The sequence below is a fragment of the Shewanella psychropiezotolerans genome (assembly GCF_007197555.1).
GTDB classification, from domain to species: domain Bacteria; phylum Pseudomonadota; class Gammaproteobacteria; order Enterobacterales; family Shewanellaceae; genus Shewanella; species Shewanella psychropiezotolerans.
In genome coordinates this window covers 4,587,706-4,611,933 of sequence record NZ_CP041614.1, presented here as the reverse complement: position 1 = coordinate 4,611,933, position 24,228 = coordinate 4,587,706, and the positions used below count along the sequence as shown (strand labels likewise).

The window sequence follows — 24,228 nt, the reverse complement described above, 5'->3', positions numbered from 1 at the left end:
GATCAATGCTTATTAAGCTGGCGTGGCGGAATTTTTGGGGTCATATATTTCATACTAGGTTACGTACTTCGATTATGCTCACAGGTTTGGTATCTAGACTGATAGGGGCTGTGATTAATGCTGATTAAGCTGGCGTGGCGAAATCTTTGGGGTCATATATTTCATACTAGGTTACGTACTTCGATTATGCTCACTGGTTTGGTATCTAGACTGATAGGGGCTGTGATCAATGCTTATTAAGCTGGCGTGGCGGAATCTTTGGAGAAATAAATTACGTACCTCGATTATGCTCAGCGCCATGGTATTTGGTCTGATGGGCGTAGTGGCTATGATGGGGTTTATGACTGGCATGTACGGCAACATGATAGAGAATGCTATTGCCTGGCAAACTAGCGACCTTCAGGTTCACAATAGAAAATATGTTGATAACCCAGATCTAAAACTCATTATCCAATCACCCGATAAGATAACCGATGCCTTAGCCGATATACCTGAGGTGAAGGCTTGGTCTGCACGATTTTTGGTCGATGGCATGGTGGCATCGGCGCGCTCCAGCCGCGGGATCCGTATCAATGGAGTCGATAGCTATGATGAAGCCAGAGTCACTCCTTTAGCCAGCAAGTTAGTCGAGGGGAGTTGGCTGACTCACGAGGGACGACACCCTGTCTTAGTATCACAGAAAACCGCCGACCGTTTACGCTTACGCCTAGGCTCAAAAGTCGTCTTGACCTTCAGTAACATAGACAAGGATGTCACGGGAGCAGCCTTTAGAGTCACAGGAATCTTCACGACCCCATCGACGGGGTTCGATGATGGCAATCTCTATGTTAGACGTGGTGACTTGATGAAGCTGGCTGGTCTTGAGGGGGTTCATGAGATCGCTATCGTGCTCAACAATAGTGGCAGTTATTTCTCTAATGAACTTGCCTTGCAGGTGAAAACCAAGCTTGAATTTGTGCTTGAAACAGCTAATACAGACAAGCTAAATAGCATCAGAGACTGGCAGGAAATTCAGCCCATGTTGGCCACCATCATTTCTCAGATCGGCGTGAGTAATGCCATCGTGCTGGGAATATTTATGTTGGCAATGGGATTTTGCATTATTAACATCATGTTGATGTCGGTATTTGAACGCACTCGTGAGTTTGGTGTTTTGATGGCAGTGGGCATGCAAAAACATAAGGTATTTACCTTGATCATCCTGGAAACAGGCCTGTTAGGTGTTACCGGAGGTATCTTGGGTGTTTGCGGTGCATGGATCTTAGTGACTATTTTACAAGTTACGGGAATAGAGCTTGGGGCTATGGCTGAAGGCGTTGGCGCATTAGGGGTCGATACGACGCTTTATCCTCAAGTCTCGGCGGGGGAGTACTTTCTTACCTTAGTGACTGTGGTAGCCGTGAGCCTGTTTGCGGCTCTGTATCCAGCAAGGCAGATATTGAAACTTAGCCCGATCGATGCCATGGCTGAAAAGCACTAAATATTTTTATTTTTGATGAGTAGCCTTAGTCAGAGGTAATGAGGAGGAGCTAAATATGAGTATTCGAACGACTCAACTGTGTAAGACTTACAACCAAGATACTGATTTTCCTGTTCATGCAGTCAAAGCCTTAGATCTTAATATTGAACAGGGAGAGTTTGTCGCCGTGATGGGACCCTCGGGTTCGGGGAAAACCACCTTGTTAAACATGATAGGTGGCATCGATGAACCTACATCCGGGAAGGTAGTCATTGATGGCAATGATATCTGCGAGCTTAGTGATAAAAACTTGATCGCATTTCGCCGGGATAATATTGGTTTTATCTTCCAGGATTACAGTTTACTGCCAGTGTTGACTGCACTGGAAAATGTAGAATTTGTCATGCAGTTGCAGGGACATAGCGAGGCAGAATGTCGGGTACGAGCCACTGAACTCTTGAATCGCGTGGGATTGGGGGATCATTTGCATAAGGTGCCTTCCAAACTCTCTGGTGGTCAACAGCAGCGTGTCGCAGTGGCACGAGCGTTAGCCCCAAGGCCCAGGTTTGTGATGGCCGATGAGCCGACTGCAAATTTAGATGCGGCCAACACCTCTGAGTTACTGGATATCATGCAGCAGCTCAACGAAAATGAGGGCACGACTTTTATCTTCTCAACTCATGACCCACGGGTGATCAAGCGTGCGCGCCGGGTCATTGTCTTTGAAGATGGTCAATTAACCGAGGACCGTGTGCGGTGAAGAGTGCAGGGACAGGTACAAGTGCAGTGAAGAGTGCTGTGAGACTCACTGCTTCACTATTGTTTGGCTTAATTATTTTACTCTTGAATCCGGTACTCGCTTCACCTATTCCGGGTCTTGAACCCGCTAAAAGCTGGGACCTCGATGGTTATATAAAGTACATGGGCACTTACACTTCTCCCGATGACTCATCAGGTATATCGGATCACCTGTTACATCAAAGATTTAACTTCGAATACCGCTTCGATAGTGAGCTGAGATTTAATGTCTCGATGCGTAATCGACTCTTCTATGGGGATAGTGCAGAAGTTCCCGGCTATGGCGATCTGATAGGCTCAGACCCTGGTTACTGGGATATGTCGACAACCTGGCTTGATAACGATGCCTGGGTGGGGAATACTCAGTTTGATCGTGCTTATATAGATTGGAAACCCAGTGAATTCGCTGGTGGAGACTGGCAGGCTAGGGTGGGGCGTTTTCGTATTAACTGGGCGATGAGTACGTTGTGGAACCCAAACGATATCTTCAATGCTTACTCGATATATGATTTTGACTATGAGGAGCGAAGTGGCGCTGATGCTGTGCTTATTAGCCGACAACTCGGCTTTGCCAGTTCATTAGATTTTGTCTATAACCCAAACCAAGACAGCAAATTAACCAGTTTTGCTATGCGTTATCTGAGCAATTATGAGAGCTGGGATTTGCAGTTTTTAATCGGAAAGTCGGGATTTGATCATGTCTTGGGAGCCGGTTTTGCCGGAGATCTATCGGGGGCCGGATTCAGAGGCGAGTTTAGCTATTTTGACCCTCAATATGACTATTGGCCAGTCGAAGACGCGGCTGCATATAATGCGAGCGCTAGTATTTCAGGCATTCACACTCCAAGTGCTAATGCTCCGAATATTAATACAGCGGACGTTTTCAATGCTTTTTCCGGTGAGCCACAGCGTTTAGTTGCAACTAGTGTATCGACTCTGGAGATGGATTACAGTTTCACCGGACCGAGAAACTGGATGGTCAGAGGGTCAGTGCTGCATATCTCCAATCCGACTGAGCCTGATAGCGCCTTGCTCTATTTAAACCTTCCTCTGACAGCAAGAACCTTAAGTTTTACCAACTGGACCCGTTATCTGGAGCTTGGCTTCGATATCTCGCCCTTGAGCCGACTCACCTTTAGCAGCAGTTTTTATGATGATGGCTCTTACTTTATTGGTGCCAACATGAGTTATTCTCTCGCAAATGAGTGGAGCTTGTTAATGGTCGCTCAACGCTTCGATGGCAGCAGTGGCAGTTTGTTCGGCGTGACTCCCTCGACACTGGGTTATATGCAGCTTAAATGGAGCTTTTAGTCGGAGATTTATTACGCATTAGGGGAATGATTGCTTAACCCCGATTCATATTGATTATTAGCGTGTCATCCTGCATCTAATGCTATTCATTATTTGAGACCTTGCTCACAAACAGCACTATATATTTGACTACAATAGTCGAAGTTAATAACATGCGTAAAATATAAATGTTTAACGTGTTGTTTAAAGGGGATCACAATGGCTTTAGCAGGTGTTAGTTTTTTCAAAAAGAAAGATGCGGCAGGAAAAAATACCCAAACTGAACTTGAGTCTATTCAAAGTTTGAAGCAGGGATCAGAGCAGGAGAATACTGATATTGAGGCAGAGAAGAAGCCTAAACATGGTGAACCCGGTGTGTGCTGCGGCTCATGTTCATAATTTCGAATGGTATGAATGTTAGTTGAAATCGAAAGTGTCATAAAAAATCCTCGATAGATCGAGGATTTTTAGTAACAAGCTCTCTCATCATTAAGAATGAACCATCTCTAAGCTTAGGGCTTTTCAGCTTTTTTCGTTGAGGATGTCGGTTAAACAAGCTTGCATCACTTGGTTATTGTATTGATGGATGATATTTTGTGCATTGAGTAATTGAGGTAACTCTAACAGGAATACTAGGCCATAAATGCCAAGGCCAATCCAGGGAGGCTCGACACAGAACAATAGAATGAGCCCTAAAATAAATAGACTCGAATTCACTGCGCCGCGAACAAATTTCCCAAGGTAAAAGTGGTGAAATCCTGCAATAAAGCACCAATTTAATACGGCATAGGTGTCCGGATCTTTAATGCTTTTAAGCTCTAATCTATGGTAATGCTTTCTCTGTTCATCGCTTAGCTGACGAACTTTAAGACGTATAGCTTCCTCTTGTTCGACTAAGGCCTGTTTAGACAAGAACATCATTGCCCCTTATGCAGTGGATCATGACTGATATTGGCACAATCAGGCTCTGAACAGCGCATAATACGTTTTAATCCGAGTTTGCAGCCAGTAAACAGGCCATAATAATTGATGGCTTGTTTAGTGTATTCTGAGCAGGTCGGTATAAAGTTACATTCCAGACTAAAGTAATGTTTAGAGCCGCCTTTGCGCTGATAGCTATTAATCAAAGCGATAGCCAGCTTGGATAAACTCATTAGCCGTTACGACCTAAAGTGACAATCACGGCTTCTCGACTCCAAAATAGCCAAAAACGCTTACGTTCGATCACTTGAAACACGACTTGCCAGCCTTCAGCGGCTTGCTCATTAAGTGTTGCTTCCATTTTTTTTAGTGGTAGACCGCTGGAGCCTAAAAAGATCGTACCGCAGCCACCTTCGACGATATGAACTACCTTGTACTCTTTATAACTTGTCATTATCTTCCTAAATTAAATTTTAATTCTAATATAGACAATAACTTACATTAATAATTAGGTGACGTAAATGACATTCAATGCCTATTGAGAGTAAAGAAGCTGATATTTATATAACAAAACATAAAACTGGATGCTGCTTTTGATTAGGTATCTCTATGGCTTTGGCTTTGATAAGATCTCATCTGTTTATTTCACTATTTCGGAGCTAGTTTGAGCCAAGTCATTTCACCCAAGGCGTTAAGCCGAGGGAAACTCAGTCTTTTTTTCTGTCCACTCGAACATGAACTTTTAACATCTGAGCAGGCTGACTCGATTAGGCGTTGGCTACCCGAAGATGAACTGACTAAGGTGTCGCGTTATATTCAGCTTTCGGCCAGAGATAAAGGTTTGATGGTTAGAGGGTTCCTAAGAGGAATCTTATCCCTAGTTGCTAAGGAAACTTGTTCAAATGGAGAATCTGTTTCACCGGCGGATTGGCGTTTCGAATATGGCAAAAAAGGAAAACCTAAGCTGATCAGTGAGCAACAAGCTCAAAGTGGACTGCTGTTTAATATTAGTCATAGTGGTGACTGGCTAGTGGTCGCTGTGATGGAGGAAACTGAATATCATAAAATTAATGAACTAGGGGTAGATATAGAGCGATGTAGGCAAACGACGAACATTTATCCTATCTTGAATCATTATTTTACTCATGAAGAGTCAGAGGCCTTACTTGCGCTGCCAAATGATAAACAAAGAGAACGCTTTTTCGATTTATGGGCGCTGAAGGAGTCCTATATCAAGGCTAAAGGCCTTGGCCTGGCTTTATCTCTTAAATCATTTAGCTTCGATTTTTCTGGCATTAAAAAGGAAAAGTTAGATTTATTCGCAAAAGGTAGCTGTATTGATGTGTTACCTCTCTTTGAAGACATTCAATTAAACCTTCATCGGGGAGAGTCGGTAAAATTGGCTGATACTTGGTCGGTGTTATTCGGTAAGTTAAATGAAGATTATCGATTTGCTGTGAGTCTAGATAACGATTCAAAGCTTGATACTCATGCTCAGAAAATGGACATCACAACTCTGTTAAAAGAATTTGAATCTAATTAGTACAATAAAAAAAGAGCAGAGTGACAAAAAACATCATTGCCATTTCTGCTCGAGAGGGAGCGATAGATAATCCTTAACCTAAGCAGGAAGAACCTGAGTCAGGCATTATCGATGCGCTTTATTGCTCTTTTAGCTTAACATTCAATTAGTATTTAGCCTGCAATGTTAACCATAGCTTGTCGGTATCATTCGAGAAGCCGTAACCCGCATCGGCGCCACTGAAACTTGCGTATTTCACGCCGACATCATAGTGCTTCGCAAATGGGTAGGTTGCCGCTATGCCCCATTCCTTACCCATATCGATATCACCGTAGTCAGAATCAAACTTATGATATTTGGCGAGTAGTTTAAGCCCCGCAACTTTTGCTGTTAATACCACATGGGCATCTACGAGACCGTTCTCCCAGTTTCCCATACCGCCAAAGAGAAATTTATCTGTCCAGCCGTTGAAGGCGTGCAGTGTCGCTAGTGGCGTGATAAAACCAGCCTTGCCGTCATCAGAGCCTAAGACTTCGTAACCTATTTTGGCACCGAAGCCTTCGAAACCTACACCAGCACCCAATTTATAATAATTAGCGGTGTAACTTGTCGGGTTATCCCCGCCCTCAGATTGCTGAGCATATTCTGCTTCATAGCTGAGCTTGATAGCATCAAGCTTGAGTTTTCCTGCTGCACGAATACCGTAAGTGTCGCTTGAGAAGGCGGCAACATCTATGTTGTCAATCAGGTATGCATAGCCTGTGATATTCGCAATCTCACCCGCTTTGTAGTTTATGTTAAGCAGGTTTGTTTCGTTCTTATGCTCATCTTTGCCTGAGTCCTCAGAGAAGATGCGGTTTACGTTGTTAATATAAGAATAGTAAACCGTGAGGTTTTCAAGGGCGGTATTCTTTACCGAGAAGGCATCATAAGTTTGCTCATTTTGACGGAAACCTACGCCACCGACGAATCTTTGATTATCCAGCAATATTCGCTGACGACCATATTTGACCAAGGTTTCAGCTGGGCCTCGATAGCCGATGAATGCCTGATTGATCTGAGTGTATTCATAATCGCCGATCAGTGGTTCGTTGTCGGTGGAGCGTACATCATCGACTTCAGTCAGTGCAAACAGCTTGTAGATATCACCGGTCTGGTAGGTTAAGCGAGTACGTAATGTGGTTTGATTTTGATTATCGACCGTATCTACATCGGCATCTTCGTAGCGTAAACGAAATTGTAGATTAATTTTTGAATCATCGATAAAGGCTTTCTTTAATGGGTCTACGCTGTCAGCGGCAACCGCAGAGGCTGAAAGAGAAGCTAAAATTGCTAGGGTAAGTGCACGAACTTTCATTGTGTAGTCCTTATGTTTCATCATTGCTCAGTGACTGTTATAGATGTGAACTGGAATTGCTTGTTTGATCTGAAACAAACTTCATCTATGATTTTGATATGGTGTCAATAAGTGTGACGAAGATCGTTGACTTATCCAGATTCCGTATTACCTATAAAGTAGTATTTTTAGCTTTTTCTAATTTAGGTTTTTCGGATGATGCAGGCCTGAAATAGGAACTTTGATTGGTTTGCAACGGTTTAATGAAGCTGGTATCAATGAGGAAAAGCATAGGTTCAATTGTTGAACCTATGCTTATGTAAAGTCGTAATGTCAGTAACTAAAAAAACACCCAAGGTGAGAATTTTGGGTGTTTTAGAGGCCTGTTTTAGTCTGTTTTAATCTAGCGAATAGTATTAAAAAACAGCTTTGCTCACTTGAGTCTTAGTGGGTTCCATTCACTGGCTTTAAAGGCACGATTTCAAAGTCAGGTTTAAATTCGACTAGGCTAGAAGCTATCTTATTGAATGCCGTCTTGTCGCCGCTTAACTTTGCTGTACCATTTAACAGTAACGTTTTGAGTTTAGTTTGACCCATAAGAATACGAGTCACGTCGGCTTTATTGACTGTCAGGTTTGCATCGGCTGGCTTAGGCTTTGTCACTTCTATGTTACTCAAGTTACCGTTACTCATCTCTACATATAGAATACGCTTGTCGTCCGGAGTGATGATGTTCATCGTCACCAGACCTTGCTTAGCTGCCTTAATACTGTCGATTTTGACCGCCAGGAAGTCGAACAGAGTTGGCATATCCATTTCGCTGATCACATCCGCTGACGCTGTTTTAGGCGCTCCAGGCATGATGCCTATTCTTAGCTCCTGAGCGCCAGTGAGGTAGATGTTTCTCCAACCGGCGGTTTCAGACTGATAACCGAGTTGCTCATAGGTATCGGCCAGTAGCTGACGTGCGGTATTGTTACCAGGATCGGCCATCACCACCTTATTCATTGCAGTTGCCACGAAGCGATACTCACCTTGTGAGTAGTCAGATTGAGCGCGCTTAATTACGGCATTGGCACCGCCCATATAATCGACAAATTTAGCGGCTTCTGGGTGGGTTGGCAGAGGATTTAGATTAGCCGGGTTCATGTCAAAATAACCTAAGTACATGTTGTAGACAGCCTTGGCATTATGACTGTAAGAACCATGATAGCCATTGGTATGCCATGACTTGATGATAGATTCAGGGATCGTTTCTTGGATCGCATCCCCTATATCCTGAATGGTGACTCCTTGGTTAGCCAGGCGCAGTGTCTGATTGTGAATTAAGCCATAGTTATCTCGTTGTAGCCTAAGGAAATCGTTGATCTCACTATTGCCCCAAATCGGTGCCGTGTGGGCAGAGAATAAGGTTTCGACTTCGCCACCGAAAGTGTTGATCATCGTGTTAATATCTTTGGACCACTTAAGGGCGTCACGCACTTTGGCGCCGCGCAAGGTATAGATATTGTGCATTCCCTGATAGGTGAGCTCGGCGGTCCACAATGCCTTCATTGAGGGAATATAGGTGATCATCTCTGAGGTGGCTTCGGTACCCGAGGCGTCCATAAATACCATTTCTAAGCCATCTATGGTCAGTGTTTCCCACTTGCCTTCACTGTTTAAGGTGTAGTCGGGTTTGACATAGGTTATCTCACCTTTCGATAATCCCTTCCCCAGGGCCGCATCGACGATACCGTGATCATTTTTGTCTAAGGTCGAGCCGTATTGATATGCGACGCGTCGGCTCATGGCATTTCCAGCTAGTACGTTTTCGTCGACAATTTCTTTGGTTATATTGTTGGAACCATACACTTTTACATCAGGGTAGAGTTCCTGCACCCCACGTGAACCACCGAAATGGTCGACGTGGCTGTGGGAGTAGATCATGGCAACAACCGGAAGATCACCACCTTCGGGTAAATTCTTCATGGCAAATTTGAGTGATAGTTTGGCCGCTTCCTTGGTTAGCAAGACATCATAGGCAATCCAGCCGTGTTCGGAGCGGATCAGTGTCATGTTGGCAAGATCGGTACCGCGAATTTGGTATATACCGTCGCGTACCTTATATAAACCGTCGGCCACCATATTCAATTTTGCTTGACGGTATAGGGATGGGTTTACAGTATCTGGGGCTTTACCACTGATATATTCAAAATCGGCGCGCAAAATAGCCGCTGTCTTGCTATCTAGCTTGGCGATAAGGTTTTTTGAGGCCTGATCGAAGGCTGCAGTATCTGAGAAGTTTAGATGCTTTGCGAAGTCATTATTGGCTTGAGCTGTTTGAGCCGTCGCATCTTTGCCCTGATAGTTAACGCTGATGCTTTCGTGCTCATGCTGAGCGGCAAGGCTATTGAAAGACAAGACCGCTATGATTGATACAGAGATAAGTGATTTTTTCATGGAACTACCTTGGTCAAAGTGTATTGATTGACGTCAGTATATCCAGCTTGAATAGATTAATAATTAGCGCTAACCTTGAAGTTAATATTTATATTGTGAATATTAAAACTGTTTTAAAATATACTCAGGAACCTGCTATGCCCCAACAGAAACATTTTGATCTCAACCTTTTACGTGTTTTTATTACGGTATGTAGGGTGGGATCTTTCAGTAAGGCCGCAGAGGAGTTAGACCTCACCCAATCTTCCGTGAGCAATGCGATTAACCGGCTTAAATCTACCGTGGGAGAAGATCTCTTTATTCGAGTGGGCAGGGGGGTCAAACCGACGGCTGGAGCACTTAGCTTGTATGAAGAGTTTAAGGAGCCGCTATCGAGTATCGAGCAATCCTTACAGGGGATGAAGGTGTTTGATCCCCTATGTAGTGAGCGTACGTTTTATGTATATGCTCATGAAACGACAATAGGCTTGCTACATAAGCGAGTAAATGATCACCTTAAATCATTGTCTGTCGATATTGTATTTCGTGAAATACCGATACAGGAAGAGCAACTTCAATTAGATCTTCAGCTCGAAGCTGTCGATCTGGCTATTGACCTGACCAAGCCTGAATTAGCATCTTTCTCGAACGAACTCTTGATGCAAGATAATTTGGTATGTGTGGTAAGAAAGGGGCACCCGAGAATATCAAACACCCTGAGCCGTGAGCAGTATTTTAGTGAGAAGCATATCGTTTTGAATATGAAACGGGGTAACTTGAGTATGGTAGATTTTCTAACCGATGAAGTCTTACCTCACAGAGAGGTGTATTGTGAGCAATCCTCTATTCTCGCTATGTTGGCGACCGTGGCTAAATGTGATGCTATCGCTGTCGCTGCTCAAACCTTTTCTCAAGAATATGCCGAGCTGTTCGGCTTACAGGTACTGCAGCCACCTCTCGATACTCGTGCTATTAACTATCATATGGTTTGGAGTAAGAAGTTAGATCGAAATCCTGCGAGTATCTGGTTAAGAAATACTTTAAAAAAGTTAATCAACGAGTAATGCATTAGCTTTTTATTTGAGAGACAGAGAATGAGCATTTATGTTTACCTTACGTAACGGCTAAAGCTAATCGTGGAGGTTACTGTGGTTGATTATCTCTAGTGTTTTTTGTTGATTACTAGAGATATTTCTTCTAAAGAAAGATGAGCATGGCTCACCTTTCTTTCATTAAAACCTTATTATTCTTCCGCTTATTGCCTGGCTAAACGATGATTTTCTGGTGGAGTCTCAAAATCACTACGGTAAGGGTTAATATCTAATCCACCACGACGTGTATAACGAGCATACACGGTTAGTTTGGTGCAATTGCAGAAACGTTTCAGATCGACAAAGATACGCTCGATACACTGCTCATGAAACTCATTATGCTGGCGGAATGAGATGAGATACCTGAGTAGCTTTTCTCTATCGATTTTTGGCCCCTGATAACGGATCATCACACTGCCCCAATCGGGCTGAGAGGTGATCAAACAGTTAGATTTAAGCAGGTTAGAATTAAGCGTTTCGGCAACGACCGCTTTCTCGTCTGTGCTGTTCTCAAGGTATTGAGGGTTAAAATTGTAGTCATCAACTTCTATATCAAGATCGTCGATACAGGTTCCTGGAAGTTCAACGATGCGTTGGCTAGCGAACTGTTTAGGTTCAAATATCTTAACGCTGACATCGCCTACGGCACATCTTGACAAGTCTTGGGTTAAGGTGGCCTGTACTTGTTCTATATCGTCGAATTTGGTTTGATTGAAACTATTGAGATAGAGCTTAAATGACTTAGATTCGATCAAGTTGTCGCTATCATAGCAGAGTTGAAACTCGGCTATGGCAACGACTGGCTTGCCTTTGGCATTGAGCCAAGATAGTTCATAACCCGTCCAGATATCAGTGCCATGAAAAGGCAAACTTTCATTGAGTTCGAGTGCATCACGATTAAGTTTACGCGGAACCCCTTGCAGCAAAGATGCGTCATACTCGGCCTGATAGCCCGTTGCTTTACCCAGTGTTAAGCCACTGAGTGCCTCGGCATCCGTATAGGGATCATGAACTTGTGTCATCAATAGATATTCCATGTCAAAATAGGAGTACATTATACTCAAATTTTGGACTCCTGCTAAGTGTCTTCTCTACCTGCTTTAGATAATTTCTTGAAAATATATCAACTGGCTTATCTCGAAAAGCTAGGTGAATCTCCGCGTTACTACCCTAGAGGTGAAGGATCTATTTGTATTGAAGGGGAGTTTGAACCCAGTAATTACGATGAGTCTAATGAAGAGGTCACCGTATGTTGGAAGCCGGTAAGAAGAGAAGAGCCAGGATCTTTTTCTAATGTTGAGATTGCGTTAGATATAGAGTTAAGCCCAGACATAGGGGCATTTTTTGGCGAATATTTCTCAGCTCCTCTGCTGTTTAATTGTGATTGGGGACAAGGGGAGCTATTACAGGTATGGAATCAGACAGATTTTGAATACCTACAGCAAAATATGATTGGTCATTTGATGATGAAGAAGAAATTAAAGCAAGCACCTACCTGGTTTATCGGTGTGCTAGGTGATGGAGATAAGATGCTAACGGTAGATAATAGTGATGGCAGCGTCTGGATTGAGATCCCTGGTGAAGCGCCATCTGAAAAATTAACTAGCAGTTTAAATGAGTTTATTGCCCAACTAACCCCTAGAATTGCGCCTCCTGAGCTTCATATCGAGGAGCCTATGCCTGAGTTGGACCATCCGGGAATTTGGAATCGGTTTAAGTTAATGTGGCGAAACCTGCGCGGTAAGTAACAAGATATTATGCGCGAACTCTTGGGGGTTATTGGACCTCATTGCTTCTAGCTAAAGATGATCCCAAGAGATGTTTGACACGATTCGGCAGCTGTCACAGCGAAAGTGGAACATGTCTAATAAAGGTTCATCGAGAAGCCAGTTTTTATTGCCACAACGGGGGCAGGGGCGAGTTTTCTCGCTTGCTAGATTATCTCCGCCGACACGATAGAGGTAATAATAGGTTGGGATTCTTGTTAAGTATTCGATGCGACCTCTCAGATCCCAGCCTCGGCGAAATAGATCACTCGACGTAGACGTTAACTCCTCTAATGCTGCAAACTCAGCTTTTGTTGCTGCAGCCATCTGCAGTTCGTCACAGGCTTGCCACTCAGTTTGCCAGCGAATGATGCGTTTATGATCGCCATTGAATGTTGCTGGCAGCTGGTAGAGTGGGATGGGCTGCAAGGTATCACCGTTTCGTACTGGTGAGCACATGTGCACATAGCTGGTATAAACAAGCTGCCAACTTGGTGTTTCAGAGCTGCTGATTTCTGAATTGATGTCTTGACCTATGTATTTTTCTCTCGGGGCGAGTATTTTTGACTCTGTCAGTTCGACGAGTGCTCTTTCAACCCATGGGCTGTTAAAACGTTTCGCTAAACTACTTTTCTCTGGCATCAAGAGCCTGACTCTAAACTCTCCATCATTGAATGCCACGGCGAATTCACGGCCTAAAATTTGCCCATTGGCTCTATAAGCTTCGAGTAACCCATTAATTGTTTTTTCGGCTGCTGTTATGGTGGTGTTGTCAAAACATTCAAATCTTAATTCAACAACATGCATTATTTTTTCACCTTCATTTTATGGTTTTCAAGCTGTTCTAATCGAGAATTAAGGTTTTGGTAGGCTAGTTTTAATTGAGTAAGCTCTGCTTTTAACTGATCAAGTTCGGACTTACCTTCATCAGGGAGGACCGCTGCATGCATTTTACCCTGACTCGGGATCTTCTCTATTGAGCTAGCATCCATCGCCCTAAATTGCTGCAGGCCCTGGATCAGTATGGGCATAGGAATACTGTTGCCAATTTTTGTTTTGATTAGTGCAAGGCTAGGTTTTTTTCCTGCAATCGATATCGATTTAGCCGCTACCAATATTTGTTCTATTGGGCTCATAGTTGGTTATCTTTCTCACTTGTTTAGTAAATGTGACCAGTATGATCTGAGTTTACTACATTAAATCCTTATTTAACAAAAGGATGTATTATTGGCTTGTTTTTTGCTTTCTCTGAGGTTATCTATAATAAAGAAACAGGAAGTCATAGTGAAAACAAATTTAATTGGTTTGGCATTAATTGGTATTACAAGTTTAAGCTTATCTGGCTGCGTACTCAATATTGGTGATGGGGAATCGGGATGGAATGGTCAAGAGGGCTGGGAAGAGACTCAAGATACCAATCGTGAAAACTTGGCTAGATTAAGTCTGGGTATGACTCGAGATCAAGTTACCGTCTTGATGGGAACTGCAGATTTTAATGAAGCCTATATTGAGAAAGACAAAGAGGTTCATGTGCTGTTTTATCGCACACAGCGTAACAAGGGGGATGGTAAAACCACAAAAGATGAATGTACTCCTGTGGTTATCAGCAATAATACCCTTGTAGGCTGGGGAAATATGGCCTACAAAAATATCTAGTTAGTAAACTAAATTACCTAAGTTGGGCGTCTAAATGATCGATTAACTCAGACCATTGGGCGTCCTCTTCAATTGCCTCTTTTAAAAAGCTCTTCTGAGAATCATTCCAAAAATCAGCCTGACAGAGCAGAACGTTAGCGGGTACCGTATGATTTGCGATAAATGTGTTAATACTTTGTTCGCTATTATCTAATCCTAATTGATCAAAAAGATGACTAAGATCTTGAGGTGTGGTGTCCATATTGTTGGTTTCCTATCGCTTATCTGAATAACACAGGTGGCTTAAATATTAGTATGGATCAAACTTCATTAAATTGACGGATAAATAGCGCTTTATGATTAATATTTACACGCTTTAACTTGCTTGCTACATTGGTTGTTAATTGATTTAGATCAAGGGATAACTTAAACCGATGGCAACAGATAATCAAACATTAGAAACCTATCGAGCGGTATACCTTACGGCTGAAGATCTTCGTGTGGCGGCTTCGATACTTTATAACGCCTACCACGATGACCCTTTTTTTATTGAATCATTTCATTCTGGTGATCTTGCCATGTATGAGCAAAAGCTCAGAGGGGCGATTAGGGAGGAGTTAAATGAATTGTGGCAACAAGAACAGACGTTAATTGGGTTATTTGAGGGAGAGCGAATGCTCGGGGTAGCATGTATTGTGTCTCAGCAGCTGCCTCTGGGGAGTCTCGATATTGGCATTGGCGGTTAAAGATGCTTATCAGTACCGGTTGGCAATCGACACAAGCCTTGATTAAGAAAGAGTCCTGTTTGTTAGAGCACCTGCCGAGTCCGAATTGTGGCATTTTACAATTTATTGCAGTGTCGCCTATTGAACAGAAAAAAGGCTTAGGTAGTAAGTTGGTGCAAGCGGTTTTGAGTTGGTGTGATGAGCAACCAGAAATGGATGGTATTGGTGTTTTTGCTAGTGAACAGCAACATGCTCAGTTGTTTAGCCTGCATGGTTTTACCGCCCTAGAGACTCTCTTTATCGGTAAGGTTGAGGGAGAGTTATTGTTTTATCGAGGGCAAGATAATGAGTAATCCTTTTTAGTGGCAATTTCCACTTGCTTATACTTCTGCCGGTAGTGGGCTATGGTTTTGCTTGGGTGGGTCATTTCATGTTTGAGAAAAACCGCCCGGCAACTTTTCAATATCCGCTTTATAGTTTTTTGGCGGACTGGGTGATGTTAGCTCAGAGAGTCTCACCATTATTTAAAAGATAAACTAGCAGCATGCCTCAATAGTCTGTTAGTACCAAGATTACTGCGATAAGTTATTTTACCCATTACCCATTACCCATTACCCAGTGGGCTATTCACGAATATTCAAAATATGTGAAGTAAACATCGTCCTGAGTCTCTGTGAGATATCTCTTACATCCATGTGGGACAAAGTGGTGTGAAATTCACTGTTCATTTTTGCGGATAAAACTAACTATTAAAATTCAAATGGTTATTGGTTTTCCTTTGCTTTTTTTGTGAATGTGATTTTATTGTTTTTCTTACAGCAGGAGTATATAGCTGTCATTACAATTATCATTCTTATTAAGTTAATAGCAGAACGCTTATTGATTTCAGGATGAAACCTAATCTGTTATTAGACATTTTTACAGGGATGTAATGAGCATTTAAATGGACAAGATAGCTGATATGCAGCTCGCACTTCGAAGTGAATAATTGGTCTAATTTTGAATGTGATTTCATGGATAGATTAAAGGATGACTCTCGAGAAGAGAGGGGGACACACTTAAGGATTGAGTATGATTTGGTATAAGGATTACCAAATAAAATGGACCCAGGGAAGAGAAAGGGAGCTAGATAATTAAGGATGATGCAGGGAGCAAGTAAGTTAGCAGGATAGCTAAAAAGTATAAGTATCGGGCACGCCTAATGGTGTGCCCTTTCTTTTGCGCGTGTTCCGTCCAGAGTTAGGTTTACACTTTTCGAATCATGCAAAATATAGTATCGCCAATATTCTGGTCTTCATCTTTATTTGCTTTCGTTAGTGTGAGACATCTCTCACATGAATGTAAGACAAGAGAATTTTTTTGTCATGGTTATGCTACATGGATTGGGGTATTCTGTTTTAAAACAATGCCTTGGTGTTGTCATTGTTGTGTTTTTTAGTTAGCGCTAATCTTGGTGTTTGGTATTTGAACATTATTATTATTAAGATCATCTAGAATTTAACTCGTACAAGGAAATGTATGAAGTGAATGGATACAGTGATCAGGAAGATCGACAGTGGCAGAGGAAGCGTCACTGAAAGGATTCAGTCATGGATGAGGCGCTTTAGGATTGAGCGTCGCTATCAAGGAAGCCAGATTATCCAGGATGGAAAGATTTGCAATCTGGAAGATTGTATACACGGAATGTACTGAAAGGAATCGACAAGGAAGACTTTAGGGACACGCTCAAGGATGAGTCTGCTCGGTTAATGGATTATCGAGTAAATGGAGTAGTATACGGATAGTAAGTACGATATACAGGGATGGATTTTAGGGACACGCTCAAGGATTGAGTCAGCTCGGTTAATGGATTATCGAGTAAATGGAGCAGTATACGGATAGTAAGTACGATATACAGGGATGGATTTTAGGGACACGCTCAAGGATTGAGTCAGCTCGGTTAATGGATTATCGAGTAAATGGAGCAGTATACGGATAGTAAGTACGATATACAGGGATGGATTTTAGGGACACGCTCAAGGATTGAGTCAGCTCGGTTAATGGATTATCGAGTAAATGGAGCAGTATACGGATATAAGTACGGATATACATGGATGACCTTATGGACACGCTTAAGGATGAGTTAGCTCGGTTAATGGACTACCGAGTAAATGGAGAAGTAACAGTGGGTATTTATATCCACTATACAGGGAAATAACAGGACGTTACAGGGATGATGCAGGGAGCACATTGAACGCATGGATGGTGCAGGGAGCATAATAAATAGCAGGATTGCTTAACAAAAGAGACAAAAAGCGCGGCTTCTAGGAGCCGCGTTTTTTCTTTTCAGTATATTAGCTTTACTATCCTTACAGCCTTATTTGCACTTGCCTGTATTACAGCTGCCTTTAGAGCCACAGCTTCCGCCTACAGAACCGCGAGATTCTGGTGCATCAAGCCATTCGGGTTCCGGGAAAATTGGCCATTTAACCTTCTGTACTTTTTTCCCATGCATCCATATTTCAGCCTTATACTGATTAATACCATCGGTACTAAATTCAAGCAGATACTTAGCCTTCCATGTAAGTCCGCTGCTGCCACCTATACTTGGTCTAGCCGATTCCATTGCAATGGCGAGTAGTTGTACCTTTTGTTTATTGCACTCTCTCTGGGCAAATAGTCGACTGATTTCAGCCATCTGCCTCAATTGCCAAAAAAATGCGGCAACAACGACGAGTGCAACGATAAGTAAAAAATCTGTCATCATGATTTTATGACCTTAAATAATCCACCAATTGCAGATGCTAATTGTGGGCTTCTCTTTGGGTTACGCAGTTCAGCGAGGATCAGTGATCGTAATGCTGGTATTGCCACAATATCTGCAAAAATTTGATTGAAGAAATGCTGTTCTTGGCTTGCCAGAGCTTCTAAGAAAATAGTGCGGGTTTGCTCAAGCTTGAGTACAGTCCAATTTCTGCCTGCTATAGTGATCAAGGCTTCAGCATCGAGTATTCCTTGCTCTTGAATATGTGAAATCGCTTGCTGGGTTAATTCTTCATTCGATGCCAGAGCACGTAAAAAATAGAGCTTATTTTGCTTATCGGTACTGAGCAGTTGTTCAAAAACTCTGTTGGCGAGGCTCTTTTCAAGAGTAAGATGCTCGAAACATTGGCACAGGGCAATCTGAACTTCAATTGAGCAGTAGTCAAAGCTATTGACTAGCTGCTGGAGGTGATCGAGTTCGTTGGCTCTAACACTGATATCGGCAATCCCTTGTAGACCGACTTGTTGCCACTTATCGGCTGAGACTTGTCCGCTGAGGTATTGGTACGCATACTCATATTGAGAAGAGGCCTTACCATTAAGCTGCTTTCTCACCAGAGCATTAAACAGTGCCAGCTTTTCTGCCGATGGTTTAAAAGCGAAAGGATGATTAGCGAGCTTCTGCTGCTCTGCTTCAGTTAAATCTTTAGTTGGATCTCGCCCTAAAGCTTCTATGATCATCTTGATGAATTGGGTTCTGGGTGCGGGGAGAGTAGGCCGCGTTCATCTAATGGTAATTTTAGAAACCAGATATAATGTTGCTGGCTCGCATCCCAAAATACGATGGCAAACTGGGCATGTCCCTGAATGGGATAAGGATAAGGTGATGCCAGATTCTCGAATTGGTGAAACGCCATCATATCGATGCTTTGCACTCTTCTGCCCATATCATAGACTTGAAACTGAGTATTTGCTGTCGATAAAAACTGGCTAAGGGTGGTGATTTCTGTCATTTTTCTGCCGTAACACTGAGATCCGTGATGTAATGGCGTCTAGTATAGGGTGAAGTGGGTTGAGATGGTATTATTTACAGGTCTCAAATTAGAGAAGCGGACATGGTTCGGCTTAAGGCCTATTTACGCTAAAAATAAGGTTACTATTTGTTGTATATAAAAACGACTCAGAAGCTACAAGAGTTAGAAGAAGAATTAAAGCGTCGTTCTCTATGGAGTCTGGATGTGCCCTCAGCAGAAGCCATGGCCGATACATCACCTTTTAGCTGTGAGGCCATGTCTTTTGAAAGCTGGGTGCAGTTTATTTTTATTCCTAAAATGCGTGCCTTGATTGCCAGTAGGCAAGTGTTACCCAATAACATAGCCATCGCACCTATGGCACATCATGTATGGAATGATGTAAAAGAGCGGCACACATTAATTATGATTTTTGATGATTTGGATAAATTTCTCAGTGAACCAAGATAAAGAAGACAAACAAGTGAGTAATATGACTCACTTGAAACAAGTAGAAGAGAATCTTGCTGGCGAAGAGACAATCGAGGAAGCGCCCCCTGAGATTGAAATCTTATTTGAAGATGACGATATCGTTGCGATTCATAAACCTGCAGGTTTACTGGTTCATCGATCATATTTGGCTCGTCGGGAACGATTCTTTGCGATGCAATTGACTCGAGATAAAGTCGGCTGTCATGTTTTTCCCGTTCATCGCCTCGACCGGCCAACCTCAGGGGTATTGTTATTTGCTAAGAGCAGTGAAATGGCCAATGCGTTATGTGAGCAATTTGCTGATAAGACCATTGAAAAGCATTATCTCGCCATAGTGCGTGGCAATATGCATGAAGCGGCTACCTTAGATTATCCATTGAAAGTAGAGCTCGATGATTTGGGTGATAAGGATGTAGCTCCAGATAAACCGGCTCAAGATGCGGTGACCAGTTATCAGCCTTTGTTAAATACTGAGATCCCTTTTTCTTCTGGTCGTTATGCTTCCAGTCGTTATGCGCTGGTGAAATTAACTCCTCATACGGGGCGTAAACATCAGCTGAGACGACACATGGCGCATCTCAGACACCCAATCCTTGGTGATACAACCCATGGAGATGGTAAGCAGAATAAGTTTTTCAGGGAACATTTTTCGGTAAACAGGCTTTGGCTTATTGCTAAGCAACTCACTTTTAATCATCCCAGGACGGGAGAGCGTATGGTTATCGAAACCGAGTTAGAACATCAATGGTTCGATCTATTTAAAGGTTTAGGTTGGGACGAAGAGGCTTTGGCATCAGATACTTCATATCTGTTAGCTTAGCCAGTCTTATCCACAGCGGCTACAAGATCATCAGACGTGGAGAGATCATTTTCTTGAACTTGTTCAGCAAGGCCAACAGGAATGTAATTGCTAGTATGTTGTGATGTGAAATAACGCATACGCCTGATATGAGCAGAGCGGTGAACATGCTTTATGTGCTTGCGTCTACTGAAGTGGTGCATCTTAAGGCCCTTGAAGATTCAGCCGAATAAGTTGGCATGAAGCTATCAATAAAGTATGTTTGAAGTATAAATCTAATTTAAACGCAGGGCGATCTGAAACATGAAAAAAGTGAATTTGGTTTTTGGGACTGTCTATGGTAATGCACAGTTTGTTGCAGAGACCCTGTTTGGAGTGCTAAAGGAAGAAGGGAGGGAGGTGTCGCTGTTGATGCATGATCAACTGGACGGTTTTGTCCCTCCACAAGATGAGCTGTTATTGGTGATTTGTTCCACCACAGGCCAAGGCGATGTGCCTGAAGATATACAACCATGGTTTGAAAATTTAAAATCTACAGCGCCATACATGCCCCAATTGAAATACGGGGTGATAGCCTTAGGCGATTCCAGCTATGAGACCTTTTGTGGAGCTGGGGTCAAGTTTGATGAACTGCTTACAGAATGTGGTGCTAAACGTATCGGTGAAGTACTGAAAATCGATGCATGTGAAACAATGGAACCAGAGGTAGAAGCGAAGGCATGGCTGCAAAGTTGGAACGCATTAATCGATATGGAAATGGTTGCCTAAGATATATTAGTCAACACTGGTTTAAATTTGCGCAGAGGCTGAGTCAAGCGCTGTTAATCCCGATTGCAATTTTACCCGCTGCTGGCGTGATGATAGGTTTGGCATCGAATCCTCTGCCATTTATTCCTGACGCAATCTCTTTGGTCATGCTTGCGGTGGGGAAGCTCATCTTTACCATGATGCCCATGCTATTTGCCGTCGCCGTATCCATCGGATTTTGTAAGGATCAAGGTATAGCCGCATTCACTGCGGTTTTTGGCTTTGGTGTCTACCTTTCAAGCATGGCTGCGCTAGCCGAGGTCTATGGCATATCGACTCGGATGCTATGGGGGATTAATACCATAGACACTGGCATTGCTGGTGGCATGCTAGTTGGGGCCGTGACTTGTCTCGCCGTTAAACAGAGCGAAAATGTACGGCTTCCTGCCGTATTTTCTTTCTTTGAAGGAAGGAGAAGCGCTCCGTTACTGATGATCCCTCTCTGTATCGCACTCTCATATTTGCTCATAAATATCTGGCCTAGCTTATCACTGCAAATAGAGCGATTTTCTGATTGGGTTGTTTACCAAAAACCAGCACAAGCGTTTGCGCTCTATGGAACCGTGGAGCGGTTACTTATCCCATTGGGTCTGCATCATATATGGAATGCACCATTTTATTTGGAGATGGGACAATTTGTGAAAGAGGGGGAGGTTATCAGGGGGGAGGTTGCTAGGTATCTTGCCGGCGATCCTTTGGCCGGTAATTTAGCCGGAGGCTATCTGATTAAAATGTGGGGGCTCCCTGCCGCTGCTATTGCCATCTGGCGATGTGCAGATAAGACTCAGAGAAATCGAGTCGCAGGCATTATGATCTCAGCCGCTTCAGCCAGTTGGTTAACGGGGGTGACCGAACCCATAGAGTTTGCCTTTATGTTTGTCGCTCCTTTTCTATTTTTACTGCATGCTTTAATGACCGGGCTGGCATATGCAGTTTGTATCTCGTTGGATATACATCACAGTCTGGTATTTTCACATGGGTTGGTCGATTTTACTCTTTTGTTTAATAACTCACAAAATAGCGAATGGTTTCTGATTTTAGGTCCGATCACAGCATTGATTTATTATTTAGTCTTTCGGGGCTCTATTTTATTCTTTAACCTTAAAACCCCTGGCCGGATGGAAGAGGAGCTGCAGCCGAAGGCTAGCCTAAGAACCATAGTTAACGCGCTGGGCGGTGCAGATAATATCTTAGATCTCAATGCATGCCTGACTCGGCTTAGGATCAGCGTAAAGCAACCGGGTTTAGTCGATAAACTCAGGCTAGAGCAGCTTGGCGCTAAGGGGGTCGTGGTCGTTGGCAAGGGTATACAAGTCGTTTACGGCACTAAAGCGGAAAGCTTACGCAGATTATTACAGCGATATATAGATACTCGCTCTTGATCCCCACGATAGTATGTTGACATTTCACTTTAGATTTATGAATTAATTTTACGAATTATAGGGGGAACAATGGAAAGGAAAGTCTTGATAACAGACTGTGCCGATGCACAGGGACTGATCACAAAGATAACGGGTGTATGTTTTAAACATCAGCTTAATATCATTAAAAACAGTGAGTTTGTCGATAACGCTCAGGGGCGCTTCTTTATGCGAACTGAGCTTGAAGGGGTGTTTGATGATTCACTGATCTTATTTGACTTGAATGAAGTGCTTCCTGATTCGAGCCATGTGAAGCTAGTGAGCTTAAGTAAGAAGCGTATTGTGATCATGGTGACTAAAGAGGCACATTGTCTCGGTGATATCTTGATGAAGGCCTACTATGGCGGTCTAGATGTTGAAATTGCTGCGATAGTGGGGAATTATGAGACTCTTGAACCGCTAGCGGTTAAATTTGATATACCTTTTCATTTTATCTGTCATCAAGATATGACTCGCCTTGAGCATGAGAAGAAGATGATCGAGGTGATAGAGGCTTATCAGCCCGAATATGTGGTGCTCGCCAAGTTCATGCGTATCTTAACCCCTGAATTTGTAGCAAGGTATCCCAATCGCATCATCAATATTCATCATTCTTTTTTACCGGCATTTATAGGTGCCTCCCCCTATCGTCAGGCTTGGGAGAGGGGGGTGAAAATCATTGGTGCAACGGCGCATTTCGTGAATAACTGTTTAGACGAAGGGCCTATCATCAAGCAAGATGTTATTCCGGTGGATCATAGTTTTAGTGCCGAAGACTTAGCTAAGAACGGACGAGATGTTGAGAAGAGTGTATTAAGTAAGGCGCTACAGTTGGTATTACATGAAGAAGTTATCGTGTATGGGAATAAGACTGTGGTATTTTAAGTCACATAGGGTTTTAAAGGCGCAGGTGCGCCTTTAAATTATTCAGGAAATATTATGTGGAGTATTAAAAGTTCACGGGTAATACTTTAGATCTAGTGTTGTTCATAGCCAGATCAGTTATCGATGTCGTTCCTTGAATAAATGGAGCTATTTTTTTTGCTACGTGATTTGAGCCATTGGAAATAGCAAACTCATGAAAACTCTCGCCATTACAGACTAATCTTGGAAATATTCTGCGTTTGTTTATTTTATTTTTCATCATGGTTCTATTAAATCTGTATAAATTATCGGTTAATCCGGTCTTACAAATTTCTATAAGCTTCTGTTCCAGCTTAGGTTCCATTGCAGCCGAGGCGTTGAATGTAAGAGAGGTTAATATCAATGCCGTTAGTGTCATTACTTTTTTCATGTGTCGCTCCTAGCGTTACGTTATTAATACTTGAATAAATAGTTTGTTTTTGACATTGGTATATTAAAGCGGAGTTTTATAAATATAGCTTTATTGTATTTGTATCTAAGTGTATCTAGACGTAAAGGTGGGTTCAGGAGGTTTCTGAAGGTAACAAAATATTATTGATTATTACTCTTAGTTATTTTAAATTTAGTTTTATTATATAGAAAAGCAAGATTTTTAACGATTGGTAAGTATCATACTTTAATATTCTTATAATCTATTTGTGTTAATGGTTTTCAGGTGAAGTAAGTATTTTTTATAGATAATAAAAAAGAGCCAGTAAAGGCTCTTTATGACATAAGTAATATAGAATATTAACTTTAATAGTTAACGGCCATTATTTCATCCGAACCATAGGTCATAGCAATATCTTTAATTGTTACCGTTCCCTTCATATAAGGGGAGATCTTGTTCGCCGTTTTATCTGCTCCATGGCTCAATGCAAATTGATGGAAGTTTTCGCCATTACAGACTAAGCGTGGGAAAATTCTCTGCTTGTTAATGTGGTAGCTCTTCATGGTATCTCTAAACTTATAAAGGCTGTTACTGGCTCCGGCTTTACAGACGGCCACAAGGGTGTTTTCCATATGAGCCGTCATGCCAGCTGAAACTGAAAATGCCATTGGAGATAGAGCGAACACTGCGATAGCGAGTAGTTTTTTCATGGGTTGCTCC

General features: G+C 42.5%; 26 protein-coding genes and 3 pseudogenes. 15 read left to right on the top strand and 14 right to left on the bottom strand.

The window, feature by feature from the left end:
- Positions 1-229: 229 nt before the first annotated feature.
- The 4 genes from FM037_RS20340 to FM037_RS20325 all read left to right on the top strand — a co-directional run bounded on the left by FM037_RS20340 (position 230) and on the right by FM037_RS20325 (position 3,946).
- Complete coding sequence (locus FM037_RS20340) at positions 230-1,480, top strand: ABC transporter permease (protein WP_144047501.1); 1,251 nt, start codon at positions 230-232, stop codon at positions 1,478-1,480.
- A 55-nt stretch (positions 1,481-1,535) separates the two neighbouring features.
- Positions 1,536-2,219: an ABC transporter ATP-binding protein gene (locus FM037_RS20335; protein ID WP_144047500.1), complete on the top strand. Its 684-nt coding sequence runs from the start codon at positions 1,536-1,538 to the stop codon at positions 2,217-2,219.
- Positions 2,216-3,568 (top strand): hypothetical protein, encoded by a 1,353-nt coding sequence (locus FM037_RS20330; protein ID WP_229380950.1) that lies wholly within the window; start codon positions 2,216-2,218, stop codon positions 3,566-3,568. Before FM037_RS20335 ends, FM037_RS20330 begins: the two co-directional genes overlap by 4 nt.
- A 198-nt stretch (positions 3,569-3,766) precedes the next feature.
- Positions 3,767-3,946: a CCGSCS motif protein gene (locus tag FM037_RS20325; RefSeq protein ID WP_144047499.1), complete on the top strand. Its 180-nt coding sequence runs from the start codon at positions 3,767-3,769 to the stop codon at positions 3,944-3,946.
- 123 nt (positions 3,947-4,069) lie between these two features.
- On the opposite strand, the gene FM037_RS20320 is transcribed toward FM037_RS20325, so the two are convergent.
- Genes FM037_RS20320 through FM037_RS20310 form a run of 3 tightly spaced genes read right to left on the bottom strand, consistent with a single transcriptional unit; the run spans position 4,070 to position 4,922 of the window.
- On the bottom strand, positions 4,070-4,468 hold the full coding sequence (locus tag FM037_RS20320) for a TM2 domain-containing protein (RefSeq protein WP_227992499.1): 399 nt from the start codon (positions 4,466-4,468) through the stop codon (positions 4,070-4,072).
- Complete coding sequence (gene yidD / locus FM037_RS20315; RefSeq protein ID WP_144047498.1) at positions 4,465-4,701, bottom strand: membrane protein insertion efficiency factor YidD; 237 nt, start codon at positions 4,699-4,701, stop codon at positions 4,465-4,467. The genes FM037_RS20320 and yidD overlap by 4 nt, the downstream gene beginning before the upstream one ends.
- On the bottom strand, positions 4,701-4,922 hold the full coding sequence (locus FM037_RS20310; protein ID WP_144047497.1) for a DUF4177 domain-containing protein: 222 nt from the start codon (positions 4,920-4,922) through the stop codon (positions 4,701-4,703). The genes yidD and FM037_RS20310 overlap by 1 nt, the downstream gene beginning before the upstream one ends.
- Positions 4,923-5,132: 210 nt before the next feature.
- Between FM037_RS20310 and FM037_RS20305 the strand changes: the two genes are divergently transcribed.
- Positions 5,133-6,011 (top strand): 4'-phosphopantetheinyl transferase family protein, encoded by an 879-nt coding sequence (locus FM037_RS20305; RefSeq protein ID WP_144047496.1) that lies wholly within the window; start codon positions 5,133-5,135, stop codon positions 6,009-6,011.
- A gap of 145 nt (positions 6,012-6,156) precedes the next feature.
- Here the strand turns inward: FM037_RS20305 and FM037_RS20300 are convergent, their stop codons facing one another.
- Both FM037_RS20300 and FM037_RS20295 read right to left on the bottom strand, forming a co-directional pair.
- The gene (locus tag FM037_RS20300; RefSeq protein ID WP_144047495.1) at positions 6,157-7,347 is read right to left on the bottom strand and encodes an alginate export family protein; all 1,191 of its coding nucleotides are present in this window, start codon (positions 7,345-7,347) and stop codon (positions 6,157-6,159) included.
- Positions 7,348-7,770: 423 nt separating this feature from the next.
- Entirely contained in the window at positions 7,771-9,768 is a 1,998-nt protein-coding gene (locus FM037_RS20295; protein ID WP_144047494.1) for an alkyl/aryl-sulfatase, read from the bottom strand.
- 137 nt (positions 9,769-9,905) lie between these two features.
- Here FM037_RS20295 and FM037_RS20290 point away from each other — a divergent pair, with 137 nt between their 5' ends.
- The gene (locus FM037_RS20290) at positions 9,906-10,811 is read left to right on the top strand and encodes a LysR family transcriptional regulator (RefSeq protein WP_144047493.1); all 906 of its coding nucleotides are present in this window, start codon (positions 9,906-9,908) and stop codon (positions 10,809-10,811) included.
- A 191-nt stretch (positions 10,812-11,002) separates the two neighbouring features.
- On the opposite strand, the gene queF is transcribed toward FM037_RS20290, so the two are convergent.
- The gene (gene queF, locus FM037_RS20285; RefSeq protein ID WP_185976867.1) at positions 11,003-11,860 is read right to left on the bottom strand and encodes an NADPH-dependent 7-cyano-7-deazaguanine reductase QueF; all 858 of its coding nucleotides are present in this window, start codon (positions 11,858-11,860) and stop codon (positions 11,003-11,005) included.
- A 60-nt stretch (positions 11,861-11,920) separates the two neighbouring features.
- Here queF and syd point away from each other — a divergent pair, with 60 nt between their 5' ends.
- Positions 11,921-12,586, top strand: coding sequence for a SecY-interacting protein (gene syd / locus FM037_RS20280; protein WP_144047492.1), 666 nt, complete (start codon positions 11,921-11,923; stop codon positions 12,584-12,586).
- A 51-nt stretch (positions 12,587-12,637) separates the two neighbouring features.
- On the opposite strand, the gene FM037_RS20275 is transcribed toward syd, so the two are convergent.
- The gene (locus FM037_RS20275; protein WP_144047491.1) at positions 12,638-13,411 is read right to left on the bottom strand and encodes a Zn-ribbon-containing protein; all 774 of its coding nucleotides are present in this window, start codon (positions 13,409-13,411) and stop codon (positions 12,638-12,640) included.
- Positions 13,411-13,740, bottom strand: a complete 330-nt coding sequence (locus FM037_RS20270; protein ID WP_144047490.1) for a hypothetical protein — start codon at positions 13,738-13,740, stop codon at positions 13,411-13,413. Before FM037_RS20270 ends, FM037_RS20275 begins: the two co-directional genes overlap by 1 nt.
- Before the next feature lie 148 nt (positions 13,741-13,888).
- Between FM037_RS20270 and FM037_RS20265 the strand changes: the two genes are divergently transcribed.
- Entirely contained in the window at positions 13,889-14,260 is a 372-nt protein-coding gene (locus FM037_RS20265) for a DUF3192 domain-containing protein (protein ID WP_144047489.1), read from the top strand.
- A gap of 13 nt (positions 14,261-14,273) precedes the next feature.
- Here FM037_RS20265 and FM037_RS20260 read toward each other — a convergent pair whose 3' ends face one another.
- Positions 14,274-14,501 carry a DUF2789 domain-containing protein gene (locus tag FM037_RS20260; protein WP_144047488.1) on the bottom strand — a complete coding sequence of 76 codons (228 nt, stop codon included), beginning with the start codon at positions 14,499-14,501 and terminating at the stop codon, positions 14,274-14,276.
- Between the two features lie 172 nt (positions 14,502-14,673).
- Here FM037_RS20260 and FM037_RS20255 point away from each other — a divergent pair.
- Both FM037_RS20255 and FM037_RS20250 read left to right on the top strand, forming a co-directional pair.
- Positions 14,674-15,317: pseudogene (locus FM037_RS20255) on the top strand (GNAT family N-acetyltransferase).
- Positions 15,318-15,319: 2 nt separating this feature from the next.
- Positions 15,320-15,499, top strand: a pseudogene (locus FM037_RS20250) (Mpo1-like protein); the annotation flags it as partial.
- A gap of 1,821 nt (positions 15,500-17,320) precedes the next feature.
- Here the strand turns inward: FM037_RS20250 and FM037_RS20245 are convergent.
- A complete protein-coding gene (locus FM037_RS20245) occupies positions 17,321-17,710 on the bottom strand; it encodes a DUF3301 domain-containing protein (protein WP_144047487.1) in 390 nt (129 codons plus the stop codon).
- A pseudogene (locus FM037_RS20240) lies at positions 17,707-18,719 on the bottom strand (DUF3549 family protein). Before FM037_RS20240 ends, FM037_RS20245 begins: the two are co-directional and overlap by 4 nt.
- Before the next feature lie 147 nt (positions 18,720-18,866).
- Between FM037_RS20240 and FM037_RS20235 the strand changes: the two are divergent.
- Complete coding sequence (locus FM037_RS20235) at positions 18,867-19,187, top strand: YqcC family protein (RefSeq protein WP_144047486.1); 321 nt, start codon at positions 18,867-18,869, stop codon at positions 19,185-19,187.
- A 22-nt stretch (positions 19,188-19,209) separates the two neighbouring features.
- Positions 19,210-20,028 carry a tRNA pseudouridine(65) synthase TruC gene (gene truC, locus FM037_RS20230; RefSeq protein WP_144049060.1) on the top strand — a complete coding sequence of 273 codons (819 nt, stop codon included), beginning with the start codon at positions 19,210-19,212 and terminating at the stop codon, positions 20,026-20,028.
- Here truC and FM037_RS20225 read toward each other — a convergent pair.
- Positions 20,025-20,210: a hypothetical protein gene (locus FM037_RS20225; RefSeq protein ID WP_144047485.1), complete on the bottom strand. Its 186-nt coding sequence runs from the start codon at positions 20,208-20,210 to the stop codon at positions 20,025-20,027. The genes truC and FM037_RS20225 overlap by 4 nt on opposite strands.
- A gap of 100 nt (positions 20,211-20,310) precedes the next feature.
- On the opposite strand from FM037_RS20225, the gene FM037_RS20220 reads away from it, so the two are divergent.
- The 3 genes from FM037_RS20220 to purU all read left to right on the top strand — a co-directional run bounded on the left by FM037_RS20220 (position 20,311) and on the right by purU (position 23,099).
- Positions 20,311-20,775 carry a flavodoxin gene (locus tag FM037_RS20220; RefSeq protein ID WP_144047484.1) on the top strand — a complete coding sequence of 155 codons (465 nt, stop codon included), beginning with the start codon at positions 20,311-20,313 and terminating at the stop codon, positions 20,773-20,775.
- The gene (locus FM037_RS20215; protein WP_144047483.1) at positions 20,727-22,196 is read left to right on the top strand and encodes a PTS transporter subunit EIIC; all 1,470 of its coding nucleotides are present in this window, start codon (positions 20,727-20,729) and stop codon (positions 22,194-22,196) included. The genes FM037_RS20220 and FM037_RS20215 overlap by 49 nt, the downstream gene beginning before the upstream one ends.
- A 69-nt stretch (positions 22,197-22,265) precedes the next feature.
- Entirely contained in the window at positions 22,266-23,099 is an 834-nt protein-coding gene (purU, locus tag FM037_RS20210) for a formyltetrahydrofolate deformylase (protein ID WP_144047482.1), read from the top strand.
- Between the two features lie 64 nt (positions 23,100-23,163).
- Here purU and FM037_RS20205 read toward each other — a convergent pair whose 3' ends face one another.
- Positions 23,164-23,508, bottom strand: a complete 345-nt coding sequence (locus tag FM037_RS20205; protein ID WP_144047481.1) for a DUF3718 domain-containing protein — start codon at positions 23,506-23,508, stop codon at positions 23,164-23,166.
- Positions 23,509-23,873: 365 nt separating this feature from the next.
- Positions 23,874-24,218 (bottom strand): DUF3718 domain-containing protein, encoded by a 345-nt coding sequence (locus FM037_RS20200; RefSeq protein ID WP_144047480.1) that lies wholly within the window; start codon positions 24,216-24,218, stop codon positions 23,874-23,876.
- Between the last annotated feature and the right edge of the window lie 10 nt (positions 24,219-24,228).

Coding starts and splice junctions, on each gene's coding strand:
- FM037_RS20340 (WP_144047501.1), top strand. CDS start 230: ATGCTTATTAAGCTGGCGTGGCGGAATCTTTGGAGAAATAAATTACGT.
- FM037_RS20335 (WP_144047500.1), top strand. CDS start 1,536: ATGAGTATTCGAACGACTCAACTGTGTAAGACTTACAACCAAGATACT.
- FM037_RS20325 (WP_144047499.1), top strand. CDS start 3,767: ATGGCTTTAGCAGGTGTTAGTTTTTTCAAAAAGAAAGATGCGGCAGGA.
- FM037_RS20320 (WP_227992499.1), bottom strand. CDS start 4,468: ATGATGTTCTTGTCTAAACAGGCCTTAGTCGAACAAGAGGAAGCTATA.
- yidD (WP_144047498.1), bottom strand. CDS start 4,701: ATGAGTTTATCCAAGCTGGCTATCGCTTTGATTAATAGCTATCAGCGC.
- FM037_RS20310 (WP_144047497.1), bottom strand. CDS start 4,922: ATGACAAGTTATAAAGAGTACAAGGTAGTTCATATCGTCGAAGGTGGC.
- FM037_RS20300 (WP_144047495.1), bottom strand. CDS start 7,347: ATGAAAGTTCGTGCACTTACCCTAGCAATTTTAGCTTCTCTTTCAGCC.
- FM037_RS20295 (WP_144047494.1), bottom strand. CDS start 9,768: ATGAAAAAATCACTTATCTCTGTATCAATCATAGCGGTCTTGTCTTTC.
- FM037_RS20290 (WP_144047493.1), top strand. CDS start 9,906: ATGCCCCAACAGAAACATTTTGATCTCAACCTTTTACGTGTTTTTATT.
- queF (WP_185976867.1), bottom strand. CDS start 11,860: ATGACACAAGTTCATGATCCCTATACGGATGCCGAGGCACTCAGTGGC.
- FM037_RS20275 (WP_144047491.1), bottom strand. CDS start 13,411: ATGCATGTTGTTGAATTAAGATTTGAATGTTTTGACAACACCACCATA.
- FM037_RS20270 (WP_144047490.1), bottom strand. CDS start 13,740: ATGAGCCCAATAGAACAAATATTGGTAGCGGCTAAATCGATATCGATT.
- FM037_RS20260 (WP_144047488.1), bottom strand. CDS start 14,501: ATGGACACCACACCTCAAGATCTTAGTCATCTTTTTGATCAATTAGGA.
- FM037_RS20245 (WP_144047487.1), bottom strand. CDS start 17,710: ATGATGACAGATTTTTTACTTATCGTTGCACTCGTCGTTGTTGCCGCA.
- truC (WP_144049060.1), top strand. CDS start 19,210: ATGACTCACTTGAAACAAGTAGAAGAGAATCTTGCTGGCGAAGAGACA.
- FM037_RS20225 (WP_144047485.1), bottom strand. CDS start 20,210: ATGCACCACTTCAGTAGACGCAAGCACATAAAGCATGTTCACCGCTCT.
- FM037_RS20220 (WP_144047484.1), top strand. CDS start 20,311: ATGAAAAAAGTGAATTTGGTTTTTGGGACTGTCTATGGTAATGCACAG.
- FM037_RS20215 (WP_144047483.1), top strand. CDS start 20,727: ATGGCTGCAAAGTTGGAACGCATTAATCGATATGGAAATGGTTGCCTA.
- purU (WP_144047482.1), top strand. CDS start 22,266: ATGGAAAGGAAAGTCTTGATAACAGACTGTGCCGATGCACAGGGACTG.
- FM037_RS20205 (WP_144047481.1), bottom strand. CDS start 23,508: ATGAAAAAAGTAATGACACTAACGGCATTGATATTAACCTCTCTTACA.
- FM037_RS20200 (WP_144047480.1), bottom strand. CDS start 24,218: ATGAAAAAACTACTCGCTATCGCAGTGTTCGCTCTATCTCCAATGGCA.